This window comes from Congregibacter sp. (assembly GCF_965660375.1).
Lineage (GTDB): Bacteria > Pseudomonadota > Gammaproteobacteria > Pseudomonadales > Halieaceae > Congregibacter.
Genome location: NZ_CBFHZO010000012.1, coordinates 1 through 12,357 on the forward strand (window position 1 = coordinate 1; position 12,357 = coordinate 12,357).

Below are 12,357 nucleotides of genomic sequence, written 5' to 3' on the forward strand. Positions count from 1 at the left end.
GGGGCGAACAATTGCTCGAGGGCCTTCGACAAGCGAACCGATTCACCGAGTAACAACTGTTGCTGCTCGTCTGCTAGCTGATGGATTTCCTCTACACCCGGGACCTTTGGCACCAGTATCACCCAGGGGTATCGACTGTCATTCATGAGCCTGACTTGGCATAAATGCCAGTCGGCAATAAGAACCGTGTCCGCCTCGAGTTGCGGGTCAAGCTGAAAAGCGTAGGGATCGTCCATCAATCTTCCGCAGGGGGTAGAACGGTAATTGCGTCACCGAGAGCGATGTCACCCGACTCGATTATTTTGGCACACAGTCCGCCGTGACCCAGCATAGCAGCCACGCCGCCTTTGCCGAGGTTCTCCTCCATGCGCGCGCATGGATGACAGAGTTGGGTGGCCTCAAAAACCGCGCCTCCGATGGTGAATCGCTGCCGACGCAAAGCATTGAGATTCACACCCTTGACGACCAGGTTGCGACGCAACAGAGCTGGATCGATGGCATCGCGCCCCAAAAAGTGTGCCGCCTGCGCAATAAACTCCTCGGATATGATGGACACTTGACGACCTGAGCCAGGCGTTTTACCCATGCGATGGTCACCCTCAAGACCCAGAGTCGCCACAGCCTTGGTCGACGCCACGGACTGAAGAGGTTCTCGCCGTTTGGGTCGCACACCTATCCACGTCAGCTCACCGGGGGTTATGTCGAGCGCATAGCGATCAAGCGGGTTGGGTCGTTTTGTCATGGCAGCTCCCTAGACAACGCTGTTAAGGGTGAAGAATACGATAAGACCTGCGCAAAGGCCGATTAATAAATTATTGCGCCAGAGCGTGACGCTTGCCATTACTGCGAGGGTAACAAACTCTATGGGACCGGCTTCTAGCTCCCCCGCTGAGTTCGTAAGCGTCGTGACAACAAGTGCGGCCATGACGGCGGGACCCACGTGATCGAGAACGCGAATGACCCGACTCGGAAAGGTCACGCCCGACAACAGCACAATGAACGAGGCGCGCATGATGTAGGCGCCAATGCCGGCGACGACAATGCCCCAGAACAGACTCATGCCTCTCGCCACTCCATGATGGTCGCGACAAATAGAGACACCAGCACAGCAATGATAAGCCCCACCTGATTATCGAGATGGGCGAACCACAGGGCAGTCCCTGCACTCAACAGAGCTGTGACCACCTGACTTCGGCGCTTGATGGCCATGAGCAATAAACCGAGAAACATGAGCGTAATGGCAATTTCGATGCCTATCGATGCTGGAATGATCGGGGCAAGCACAATGCCCAGACCCGTAAACAACACCCACATGGCCCAAAACGTAAAACCCGCCGCGAGATAGTACTGGCGGAAATCAGTGTCATCGGACAAATCACGAACTTGAGTGAGTGCGAACACCTGGTCAATCAGGACATAAGGCCCCAACCATCGGAACCAGCGTGGCTGCGCCTGAAAGCGCGGTGCTAGCGTCACCGAATACAAAATGTGTCGTGCCGTGACAATGAGCGTCGTCGTCACTGTGGCGGAAACCGCGGCACCCTCGCCCACGAGCGTAATGAGGGTCATCTGCGCGGAGCCGCCAAACATAATCACGGAGCTTGACCACCCCAATAGCTGAGGCACACCTGACTCCACAACCATGACGCCAAACAGCAGCGCGAACGGCAGCGCGGGTAAAAACAGCGGCAGCATATCGGCAAATGCAGCCTTGGCGATGGGTGACGATATTTTCATGCGCGGAGTGTACGTGAACAATTGCAGTGTGGCTCTACAGTAGCTGATGTATACTGCCGGGACGGGGGCGTTACGGATTCGACGACGGTAACGAAACCTGCGGTGCATGCCGTGATGGTAGCCAATCACGTAAATCCAAAGCTGCAAACTATTAGTTGCCAATGACGACAACTACGAGGTAGCGCTGGCTGCGTAAGCAGTCATCAATACTTCATCTAGTGGCTTCGGCCCTAGCGGTCTTTAGCAAGGTTCCAGCCCCGCGTTACTGACTGTCATATAGAACTGGATCGCAGCAAAGCAGGCCCCGGGCCGCGCTGCTAAACATTTACGGGGATCGCCAATCACGTCCTGCCCATTGGGCTGTGTGCGGCTAGATTAATCAATGGGATCTAAGCATGTAGAGCCAAAGGCAGAGTGCTGGCGGACGCGGGTTCAACTCCCGCCGCCTCCACCAAATTGAAAAAGGCCAGCCCGCAAGGGTTGGCCTTTTTTAATTTCTGGATTTTGGCGAGAGATGGATTCGCACCCAAGGAGCGCGGGTGCCTCACAGGATGTGAGGCGATCGCGAAGCGCATGGATGCGCGGGAGCGATCTAGGGCGCAGCGAGGTCTGTCGAGCCGGCCCGCAGGGCAGGTGAACACGCAAAGCTCTCGCCCCCACCAATAGTTAAACGGGTCACCCAAGGCGGCCCTTTCTTACTGCTGGATATCGCAAGCTATCATCAATGACTACGTTCGTTGTTCTTTGCTCGTTTCATGTTTGCCAAAACATTCTTGCGCCATGTACCCTTTTGGTAATATTCAGCGTATTCACGTGCGCCAAAACATGTAGCTCTGTGACACCGCCCGGTGTTGCTGTGGCAACCTTTCTCGAGGCAACTTTGAACATCACCCCACCCGACGCTACGCGGCGCCGACAACGATCCAGCAAAATACGCTCAGTAACCCGATGGATGTTCTTCGGCCACCTGTGGATTGGCGTTACCATCAGCTTTTTGGTCGTAATGATTTCTGTTACCGGCATATTGCTAAATCACAAGCGCACTTTGGGATTGATACCTGAAACCCCAATTAAACGAGCCGAAGCCTTTAAAGACGCGCTCCCCTTGCCCAAACTGGCGCAGTTAGCCCAGGCTGCCGTCCCCCCGGAAGTCGCTGCCTTGGGCATAGACCGCATGGACGTACGACCCGGAAAAGGAATCATCAAAGTACGCTTCAACGATGCCAGTGTCAGCGAAGTCACCCTGGCGCTGGATGACGGCACACCATTGTTAACCGGTCAGCGTAACGACAGCTTTCTAGAACAGCTGCACACCGGTGACGCCTTTGGAGCACGGGGGTTTCTGTTGAGTGACTTAGTGGGAGGCGCGCTGGTTTTACTGCTGCTCAGCGGATTCTGGGTATGGCTTTACCCTCACACAAAGGTCCGATGAACACGGTCGCATTTTTGCTGGGGGTATTCGCGGTGCCGCTAGCCATGCTCGTTTCCTGTCATCGTTTTCGGAAGATGGGAAGTCAGGGACGCCGGCGAGTATGGGGGCTCGTTATAGGTTATGGCTCGGCTCTAATAGTCGTCTTGACTGTCATGATCACGCCACCGGTGCTGTGGTCTCCAAGCCCAACCATTAGAACCTTGCTGGTGCATTGGGGACTGTTAGTTTTCCCCATCCTTGGCAGCATAATCGCGAATTTATCACGACAACGCGCAAGATCAGTCTAAGCCCCAACTACATTCGGGCAACGCCCACAACTGCCCCGGAAGCGACGGGGCAACTCAAATCCCATAACGCTCTTTGATGTAAGCAAAAAACGCCGGACCGTTAGCTTCCCGATCAGCATCCACTTTCCGCGCGATATCTGTATCCGCCATCATCTCTTGCCAGTCCTCAATACCTTCGATCTCCGCAACAAAATCCCGCTCCAGTAACGCACCGGCCAAAGCCACCACTCCCAGTACATAGCGCAGATAAATATCAGCCATCGTTAGCTTGTTTCCCATCACATAGGGGTCAAATTCTGCGAGGTTGTTGAGCGCCGCTACCCCTTTATTGAGAACGTCACTGACTTCTTGAGCCAGCGCCGCAGGCACCGGGCTTTTAGAGATAGAGAATGGAATAAGCCTGCGTCCAGCCAATTCCAGATAGAGTTCAGAGACTTTGATGACCTGGCGCACCCTCGCACGATCATAGTCATCAGCCGGGTATAACGGCGAATTGAAGGGGTAGGCATCCTCGAGATAGTCACAACACACCGTCGACTCGCTCATGCACTCCCCGTGTTCCGTTGTCATCGCTGGGACTTTGCCCAAAGGGCTGATTTCGATATAGGCATCGTCGGCGCCAAATTGCTCGACCTCCTTAAAAGGCAGCCCTTTGTGGAGCAACACGTGTTTCACGATGTTGTAATAGTTGCTGTAAGAAAAACCGTACAGGGTAATCATTATTTTCAAGTGCCTCGCGGAAGAAACAAAAGCGCCGATCAACTGCGCGCGGGCGCCATTGTCACAAAGCGGAGCGAAAATCGCTAATCCGGACGGAATACAGAGAAAGATCAGCGACAGCTCGTCCTTCAGATGTGACGAGCCTGCACTAGAACTTGGGAGGTCCCCGCTATTCCAGGCGCAAATCCACGCGCTGAACCTCTTCAGCGGCGCAATCAAGCAAAGCCTGATCACAGACAGCGTCGACCCGATGCGCCGGCTCCTGGGAAAAATACATTTCCCCTCCAAACACCACACTCGGAACGACAAAGAATACAGCGCCGATATAGCCAAACGCCCAGCCTCGATTGTGTTCAACCCTGGAACTTAACCACTCACTGGACTGCACTGGCAATTCACGTAACAAAGGCACTGCCATGAAAAGCGCGACGCCCAAAACGTTGTAGAGCAAGTGCACCAGAGCAATTTGCAGCGCAAAGTACTCGTTGGGTCCCGTAATTGATGTTGCTGCCAGCAAAGCGGTGACGCAGGTACCTATGTTCGCTCCAAGCGTGAAGGGATAAATCTGCCGCGTTGTGAGCACGCCCGCCCCCGCCAGGGGAACCACCAGGCTCGTGGTGGTTGATGAGGATTGGACGAGCACTGTGACCACGGTGCCCGACGCAATACCGGACATCGGGCCTCGACCGATCGCCGCATCAATGAGCACCCGCGCCTTACCCGTCATCACGGCGCGGAGCAGCTTTCCGAGATACAGCACCGAGATCATCACCATCGCAATGCCCAGACCAATGGTTACGAGCGCGCCAATGGTCGTGGGAAGTATCTCAAGGGTACTCACAATCGCATGACTGAAAGGCTTGGTGAGCTGGGCAACAACATTGAACCCGCCGATAGATGCTTCGCCGCTGCCACTGAGAAAACCTGCAAGCTCCGCGCCCATTTTTTCCAGAGGATGGAACATCACCTCCAAGGGCAGAAAAATCACAATACTGAACAAGTTAAAAAAGTCGTGAACGGTAGCTGCGGCAAAGGACTTTTTAAAAGCGCTGCGGTCTCGAAAGTTACCCAGACTCACAATCGTGTTCGTTATCGTGGTCCCCATGTTTGCACCCATGATCATGGGCACCGCGATGCTAACGGGTACGCCCCCGGCCACGAGACCAACGATCACTGACGTTACCGTACTGGAAGATTGCACCAGCGCCGTAGCGAGAACGCCAAGAATCACACCCACAATAGGGTTCCGTGCAAAAGCAAAAATCGCCTGAGCGCCGTCTGCTCCACCGGATATCCATTTAAAACCGTCACCGATGGTGCCGACGCCAAGAAGGAGCAGATAAACAAGACCGACAACGCCGAGCCAGATCAATGGCGAGTGTGGCTCTTGCTCAGCCGCGCTTTCGTCACCTGCAGCTGGTGAGGCGTTAGTCAACATTTCTCTCAGCCAAAAAACTCAATCCCCTAGTGTGAGGAGCGCATGTGACAGCGGGATGTCAGCGGTGTTACAGCTCCTGTTATGCTGCCTGTTCACAATACAGGTACATAAAATCCCAACGGAGAATATATTTTGAAAAATGCGCTTTCAGTACTGGCGGGCTTGTCACTGGCTTTTGCGGGCTCGGCCACCATTGCAGATACCCAACTGATCCACGCCGGCGAACTCCTCGCCGTACCCGGCAAAAAGCCGCTGAAAGAACAAACCGTAGTTGTTACCGACGGTCGTATCACGAACGTTGTCGCCGGTTACAAAACGGCAGAAAGCTACGATGCAGCATCGGTTGTTGATTTAAAAGACAGCTTCGTCATGCCCGGCCTCATGGATATGCATGTTCACCTTCAGGGTGAGTTGAGCCCGGACAACGACAGCCGCGCCCTTCGCTGGTCTAACGAGTTGGTACAGATGTACGGCTACCACAATGCCATGACAACACTCAGGGCCGGCTTTACGACAGTGCGGGATGCCGGCTCCCTCAACCAGCAGACCTACGCGGTACGTGATGCCATCAACAGTGGCTGGATTGTCGGGCCCCGTATTATCGCTGCGGGCGGTGTCGGCATTACCGGTGGACATAATGATGTGAGTGGCACAAAGCACGAGTTTATGGAGCTCATGACCGACGAATCGGTCTGCGACGGGCCCTACGACTGTCGCCGCGCCACACGCAATGGCATCAAGTACGGCGCAGACTTTATCAAGATTACCTCTACCGGCGGCGTTCTCACCGATCGGGCCACCGGCACGGGCAAGCAAATGGAGGATGACGAGCTCATGGAAGTTGTGCGCGCTGCCCATCGTATGGGCCGAAAGGTTGCCAGTCACGCTCATCAGGAAGACGGCATCATCGCCGCCCTAAAAGCCGGGGTAGACAGCATTGAACATGGTACCTATGCAGGCCCTGCGGCTATCAAGGAATTCAAGCGCACCGGCGCCTATCTCGTTCCGACCCTACTGGCTGGTGCAACCGCTGGCGATATGGCGAAAATGGGCGGTGTGCTTACGCCGGCCCAGGCCGCAAAAGCCATTGAGGTGAGCGATGCCATGCAGGGCAACTTCGCGAAAGCCTACAAGGCCGGAGTTAAAGTGGCTTTTGGTACAGACAGCGCCGTCTCTCGCCACGGTCTTAATGCACGGGAGGCTGAGTTGATGCATGACGCGGGCATGAGCGAGATGGATATTCTGGTCTCCGCGACGGTCAATGCCGCCGATCTCATCGATATGAGCGATTCCCTCGGCACTATCGAAGCAGGGAAGCACGCAGACATAGTTGCTACCCAAGTCTCTCCGCTGGAAGATATCAAAGCCCTGCAGGATGTCGGCTTTGTTATGAAGGGTGGCAGGGTGATCAAGAACGCATCGAAGCAAATTGAGGGGTAGGACTCAGGTGAGAGCGAGACTTACATTTGCCTGTGTATTTGCGGCGCTGCTAAACACCGCGGCGTTTGCTCAGGGGCAGCCGTCAAAGCTGGAAACGCTGCTAGAGGGTACCTCTGTGAGTCCCGCACTCAGCGGCCTGCAGATCAGCCTCCTGAAAGGCGGAGAGGCTACCGAGGGTTATGCCCTTGGCTTTGCCCAAATCACCTCCGGCGTAAAACAGCCTCTCAGACGAAATCACAAAACCCGAATAGCATCCATATCAAAGCTTGTTGTGGCTCTGGGCGTGATGCAGCTCGTGGATGCGGGCAAGCTCGATCTGGATCGTGATCTTTCAGATTATCTTGGTTGGGAGCTGCGAAACCCGACCTTTCCTGAATCAGCTATCACCGCACGACAATTACTCGCCCACACCTCCTCAATCCGGGACGGCTCCGCCTACTTCATTGCCGCGGGCAGCGGAGAGCTGCGCGACTTTTTCACTCCCGGCTCACCCTATTGGGAAGACGGCGCCCACTTTGCCGACGCTGGAGGCCAGGCTCCGGGCAGCTTTTTCACCTACGCGAATTTGAACTTCGGACTTCTGGGAACCGTCATCGAATTACTCTCAGCGCAGCGTTTTGATCAGTACATGGCAAACAATGTTCTGGATCCCATGGGACTCAGCGCGCGCTTTGATCCCTGTGAGATACCCGCACCGCAGCGCGCCGCCGCTTTTAGAAAAGGCACGGAACCGGGGAATTGGAACAACGGGGCAGATTGGTTGGCACAGGTCGACGGCTCCAAGCCGAATTGCTTTTATGGCGCGCGGGACGCTGACTTTAATGAAGCTTTCCTGGCGAACTATACTCCTGGCAGCAATGCGACGATCTATTCTCCACAGGGGGGGCTTCGCGCCAGTGCTGATGATCTGGTGGTCGTGCTGAAAATGCTCATCAATGGGGGCATGATTAACGGCGGGAGAATTATATCGCCGGAGTCCGTCGATGCGATGCTAGCGCCACAATGGACACTCAATGCGCAGGGCAGCAACGGTCTTTCTGCGGGTGAAGCGGAGCCAGGGGGCCCCACCGACGGGCTGATGGCCAGTTATGGTCTCTCGGTACACCGCATCAATATGCGGGACTGGGGCTTCGACGATGGACCGGCCTTACTCGTTGGTCATCTGGGTGAAGCCTACGGTGTGCTCAGTCATGCCTTATTCGACCCGCAGACCGGAGACGGCATCGCCACGATTATCACCGGTACGGCACAGGACCCCGCGGACTCACCACCGGGCAGCAGCCCTTTGTATCGAGTCGAAGAAGAAGTCTTGCGATGGTGGGTGTCGCGCAAGCGTTAGCATTAGCGTTCAAGGCCCCTCTATGCTTTCTTCGACACAAATCGCAGGAGGTGCCAAATCAACTTAAGAGACTCTAGGGCAATTCAGATCAGCCCTTTCTCCAATAGACGCCACTCCAGTCAACACGCTCCATATTCTCGGTAATCCCTTCGCGCTCTCTGAAGTGATCGACCGCCGCTTTGCAGCCTTCAAGCCCGTAATCGTCCACCACCACAAAACCACCTCTCGACACTTTTTCATACAGAGAGTCCAAAACTTGGATCGTGGAGCTAAACATATCACCGTCGAGCCGGAGAAGGGCCAGTCGGTGTATGGGTGCTTCAGGCAATGTTTCTTCAAAAAAACCGGGTAAGAAAACCGTTTGAGAATCTAAAAGGTCATATTTCGCAAAATTCGACTTCACCTCCTCTAGCCCTACGCTCAAGAACGTCACCTTATGATGCTCATCATTTTGATCCTGAGGGTATCTCGGGTCAGGCGGCGGAAGACCGGCGAACGAGTCTGCTACGAAAACCTTTCGATCCAAAACATCGTGCGCAGCAAGGAATGCTCGCATGAAAATCGTTGCACCGCCCCGCCACACCCCAGTTTCTATGCAATCACCGGGAATCCCGTCGGCAATCACCCGATCAAGGCACTCGTGTAAGTTATCGAGTCTTTTTCTGCCAATCATCGTATGGGCTCGCTCAGGCCAGTAACCCCCGTTTTTTACTTCGTGGGGCGTTGCTGCCTTTCCGGCCCTGTCTCCATCACCCCATCCCCAGCTTTGCTCCTTGGCGACATGTGAGCCATAAATATCATCAAGCAATGTTGATTTGATGAGTTCCAGATATCTATCGGGGTTCAAGTAAAGTCCTCTTTTTTGCGAACCTGCCACGGGGTCCTGCCGAAGCAACCGTCATGTGCCTGCCATGCACCACCCAGCTTCTTTTGGAGCACCACACAAGCAACTCAACCAAGGGGCGGCACTTTACGCTTTCGCGGGGCTTTTTTCTTGACGCCACTATCATCGGCGTCGTTAACCGCTTTACCCCCTTTGACACCACTCCCTTTGACACCATCGACCAGCCCGGCACCTTTTGCGGATTTTTTATGTTTCGCTCCAGGGCGGGAAATGCGCAGCTTCTGACCGCTCACCCATACTGACTGCAGATGTTTGAAGATTTCCTTGGGCATACCCTCGGGTAAATCCACGAAGCTGTGATCGTCTTCAATCTGAATGCGGCCGATGTACTCGGCATCGACCTCGGCTTCGTTCGCAATGGCGCCAACAATATTCCCGGGTTTTACGCCGTGCTGATGCCCCACCTCTACACGATAGCGCTCCATACCCACATCGGCGCCTTTGGCTGCACTATCCCTGTCGCGACGGGGCTTGCGCTCTCTCTCCACCTCAGGCGACTTACTGCTATCCCGGTCCCTGTGACGATCCTGGGATCGCCCTTCCCGCTGAGGCTTATCCTTAATCCGCCGAGCCGGTTCTGCAGCCGGAATAGCGGGCGCTTTCCCCTGGTTCATCACCACCAGGGCTGCGGCTATTTCAATAATCGGCACACCAAACTCCTGCTGGTAGGATTCCACCAGCGCTCGCGCAGATTCTCTATCCTGGGTGTCGAGGGTTTCAGTGATACGCGCTTTAAAACGTGCCGCGCGCTTGTCGCTGACCTGCTCCGAGGTTGGCAGCTCCATGGACTCAATTTTCTGCCCCGTCACCCGCTCGATGGTGCGCAACAAGCGGCGCTCCCGATTGGCTGCAAAAAGGATAGCCTCTCCCGTACGGCCGGCACGGCCGGTACGCCCGATGCGATGGACATACGCTTCCGGGTCGTTGGGAATATCGTAATTGATCACGTGACTGATGCGCTCTACATCCAGTCCACGAGCAGCAACGTCCGTTGCCACAAGAATATCCAACGCACCCTTTTTGAGGTTTTCGACGGTTTTTTCACGCAGATTCTGGGGAATGTCACCATTAAGCGCGGCGGTGGCGTAGCCGCGGGCGGCAAGCTTGTCAGCAAGCTCCTGCGTAGCGATACGCGTGCGGACAAAAATAATGACGCCTTCCGTGTCCTCGGTTTCGAGAATCCGCGTAAGCGCATCCAACTTGTGCATGCCACCCATCATCCATACCCGCTGGCGGATAGACGCGTTGGTCACCGTCTTGAGCTTGATGGTGATTTCTTCGGGTTGGTTCAGGTGTTTTTGCGCAATGCGCCGAATGGCATCGGGCATGGTTGCTGAAAACAAGGCTATCTGACGCTCCGGGGGCGTTTGCTCGAGTATCCACTCCACATCGTCAATAAAACCCATGCGCAGCATTTCGTCGGCTTCATCAAGCACCAGAGTCTTCAGCGCCGACAGATCCAGGGAACCGCGACGCATATGGTCCATCACCCGACCCGGCGTACCGACAATCACGTGAACACCGCGCTGAAGCTGACGCAACTGCGTTCGATAATCCGAGCCCCCATAGATAGGCAGCACCTTAAAGCCCTTACTGTGACGAGCATACTTCTGAAACGCTTCGGCCACCTGAATAGCAAGTTCGCGCGTCGGCGCGAGCACCAGGGCCTGGGGCTTGGCAAGCTTTGGATCCAGTCGGGCAAGGATGGGCAAGGCGAAAGCCGCGGTTTTACCGGTACCGGTCTGCGCCTGCCCCACCAGATCCTTACCCTCCAACAGTGGCGGAATGGTCATGGTCTGGATCGCGGAGGGCGTCTCGTAACCCACATCGCTGAGCGCTTTCATCAGAAATACGGGAAGTTGCAGCTCATCAAAGCTGCCGGTGGTTGTTGGGGTGCTCATGGGAATTACCGAAAAAAGAATGATGTGCCCATGGGTGCGATAAGCAGGCGGGGCAAAGCGGTATTATACAGCCTAAGGCCCGCAGAAAGTTGTGACTAATTAAGCCCCCTGATCGTAGCCTTCCCCGGGCTCTCTTTCAGGCTCTTCATCGCTCTCTGCGGCTTTGAGACGCCGCTGTCGCGCCTCCTCTTCGGCAAGCACTGCGCGAATTTCGGCCATCACCGAGTCCGTGTCTGCTTCGTGGGTGTCCAACTCTGCCGAGCCCGTCAGTATTTGCTCAGGATTCAGATCCCCTTCCTCAAACAATCCCCACAGCTCTTCAGCATAGTGGGTATCCAGTAATTCCGGCGCAAACTGCGCGTAGTACTCCGTGACATTTCGAATATCGCGAGTGAGCATGGACTGGGCGTTATTGTTGCCGGCGGCATCCACCGCCTGAGGCAGGTCAATAATCACCGGGCCATCTTCGTCCACCAGTACGTTGAACTCGGACAAATCGCCGTGGATGAGTCCCGCAGCCAACATGCGCAGCACATACTGCATCATCAAAGCGTGATCTTCGCGAGCCTGCTCTGGAGACATGGTCACGTCATTGAGGCGTGGCGCGACATCCCCATCCTCATCGGTGACCAGCTCCATCAAAAGCACGCCATCAAAACAGCCATAGGGCTGGGGAACACGTACCTCAGCGCGAGCCAGACGATAGAGCGCGTCCACCTCTGCGTTCTGCCAGGTTTCTTCCTGTTGTTTGCGCCCGAACTTCGAGCCCTTTTCCATGGCGCGGGCGCGTCGACTATTGCGCACCTTGCGACCCTCGGTGTACTGCACCGCTTTTTTAAAGCTCCGCTTCACCGCGTCCTTATAAATTTTGGCACAGCGGAGTTCGCCCGCACTGCGAACGATAAAGACATCTGCCTCCTTGCCGCTCATGAGGGGGCTGATAACTTCGTCAATGATTCCCTCTTCCACGAGAGGCTGAAGACGCTTGGGTGTTTTCATTCGCTAGGGTGAATCGGGTTCCGGTTGCAGCTGGCATAGCAGACATACGCACTCTGCCATATCACGCCCCGGACTACGATGGGGAGACGCCCAAAACCTGAACGACTCCAAGAGATTGATCCTTCTTGCACCGGACCTTGGAGCACTGTAAGTTCGCTGT

12 protein-coding genes and 1 other RNA gene are annotated in these 12,357 nt (G+C 55.3%); 4 read left to right on the forward strand and 9 right to left on the reverse strand.

All coding sequences use genetic code 11. The features are described from left to right. The 4 genes from ACTG3T_RS00915 to ACTG3T_RS00930 all read right to left on the reverse strand — a co-directional run. On the reverse strand, positions 1-236 hold a 236-nt coding region (locus tag ACTG3T_RS00915; RefSeq protein ID WP_439100383.1), incomplete at its 3' end, for an HIT domain-containing protein. Further along, complete coding sequence (locus ACTG3T_RS00920) at positions 236-742, reverse strand: MOSC domain-containing protein (RefSeq protein ID WP_439100384.1); 507 nt, start codon at positions 740-742, stop codon at positions 236-238. The genes ACTG3T_RS00915 and ACTG3T_RS00920, both read right to left, overlap by 1 nt. Positions 743-751: 9 nt before the next feature. Further along, on the reverse strand, positions 752-1,060 hold the full coding sequence (locus ACTG3T_RS00925; protein ID WP_439100385.1) for an AzlD domain-containing protein: 309 nt from the start codon (positions 1,058-1,060) through the stop codon (positions 752-754). Further along, a complete protein-coding gene (locus ACTG3T_RS00930; RefSeq protein WP_439100386.1) occupies positions 1,057-1,737 on the reverse strand; it encodes an AzlC family ABC transporter permease in 681 nt (226 codons plus the stop codon). Before ACTG3T_RS00930 ends, ACTG3T_RS00925 begins: the two co-directional genes overlap by 4 nt. Before the next feature lie 63 nt (positions 1,738-1,800). On the opposite strand from ACTG3T_RS00930, the gene ssrA reads away from it, so the two are divergent. Both ssrA and ACTG3T_RS00940 read left to right on the forward strand, forming a co-directional pair. Beyond that, positions 1,801-2,191: a transfer-messenger RNA gene (gene ssrA / locus ACTG3T_RS00935) on the forward strand. 402 nt (positions 2,192-2,593) lie between these two features. Next, complete coding sequence (locus tag ACTG3T_RS00940) at positions 2,594-3,169, forward strand: PepSY-associated TM helix domain-containing protein (protein ID WP_439100387.1); 576 nt, start codon at positions 2,594-2,596, stop codon at positions 3,167-3,169. A gap of 341 nt (positions 3,170-3,510) precedes the next feature. On the opposite strand, the gene ACTG3T_RS00945 is transcribed toward ACTG3T_RS00940, so the two are convergent. Together ACTG3T_RS00945 and ACTG3T_RS00950 are read right to left on the reverse strand one after the other, a co-directional pair. Next, positions 3,511-4,395, reverse strand: coding sequence for a glutathione S-transferase family protein (locus tag ACTG3T_RS00945; protein ID WP_439100388.1), 885 nt, complete (start codon positions 4,393-4,395; stop codon positions 3,511-3,513). Beyond that, entirely contained in the window at positions 4,346-5,548 is a 1,203-nt protein-coding gene (locus ACTG3T_RS00950; protein WP_439100389.1) for a Na/Pi symporter, read from the reverse strand. Before ACTG3T_RS00950 ends, ACTG3T_RS00945 begins: the two co-directional genes overlap by 50 nt. A gap of 198 nt (positions 5,549-5,746) precedes the next feature. Between ACTG3T_RS00950 and ACTG3T_RS00955 the strand changes: the two genes are divergently transcribed. Then, a complete protein-coding gene (locus tag ACTG3T_RS00955) occupies positions 5,747-7,054 on the forward strand; it encodes an amidohydrolase family protein (RefSeq protein WP_439100390.1) in 1,308 nt (435 codons plus the stop codon). Positions 7,055-7,061: 7 nt separating this feature from the next. Continuing rightward, complete coding sequence (locus ACTG3T_RS00960; RefSeq protein WP_439100391.1) at positions 7,062-8,393, forward strand: serine hydrolase domain-containing protein; 1,332 nt, start codon at positions 7,062-7,064, stop codon at positions 8,391-8,393. 88 nt (positions 8,394-8,481) lie between these two features. Here the strand turns inward: ACTG3T_RS00960 and ACTG3T_RS00965 are convergent, their stop codons facing one another. The 3 genes from ACTG3T_RS00965 to ACTG3T_RS00975 all read right to left on the reverse strand — a co-directional run bounded on the left by ACTG3T_RS00965 (position 8,482) and on the right by ACTG3T_RS00975 (position 12,197). Next, positions 8,482-9,270 (reverse strand): TylF/MycF/NovP-related O-methyltransferase, encoded by a 789-nt coding sequence (locus ACTG3T_RS00965; protein ID WP_439100392.1) that lies wholly within the window; start codon positions 9,268-9,270, stop codon positions 8,482-8,484. A gap of 74 nt (positions 9,271-9,344) precedes the next feature. Continuing rightward, complete coding sequence (locus tag ACTG3T_RS00970) at positions 9,345-11,198, reverse strand: DEAD/DEAH box helicase (protein ID WP_439100393.1); 1,854 nt, start codon at positions 11,196-11,198, stop codon at positions 9,345-9,347. Between the two features lie 99 nt (positions 11,199-11,297). Beyond that, positions 11,298-12,197, reverse strand: coding sequence for a PA4780 family RIO1-like protein kinase (locus ACTG3T_RS00975; RefSeq protein ID WP_439100394.1), 900 nt, complete (start codon positions 12,195-12,197; stop codon positions 11,298-11,300). Between the last annotated feature and the right edge of the window lie 160 nt (positions 12,198-12,357).

What these genes read in the sequence shown, in the direction of transcription:
- ACTG3T_RS00975 (WP_439100394.1), bottom strand. Translation starts at nt 12,197, where the DNA reads ATGAAAACACCCAAGCGTCTTCAGCCTCTCGTGGAAGAGGGAATCATT.
- ACTG3T_RS00925 (WP_439100385.1), bottom strand. Translation starts at nt 1,060, where the DNA reads ATGAGTCTGTTCTGGGGCATTGTCGTCGCCGGCATTGGCGCCTACATC.
- ACTG3T_RS00930 (WP_439100386.1), bottom strand. Translation starts at nt 1,737, where the DNA reads ATGAAAATATCGTCACCCATCGCCAAGGCTGCATTTGCCGATATGCTG.
- ACTG3T_RS00920 (WP_439100384.1), bottom strand. Translation starts at nt 742, where the DNA reads ATGACAAAACGACCCAACCCGCTTGATCGCTATGCGCTCGACATAACC.
- ACTG3T_RS00970 (WP_439100393.1), bottom strand. Translation starts at nt 11,198, where the DNA reads ATGAGCACCCCAACAACCACCGGCAGCTTTGATGAGCTGCAACTTCCC.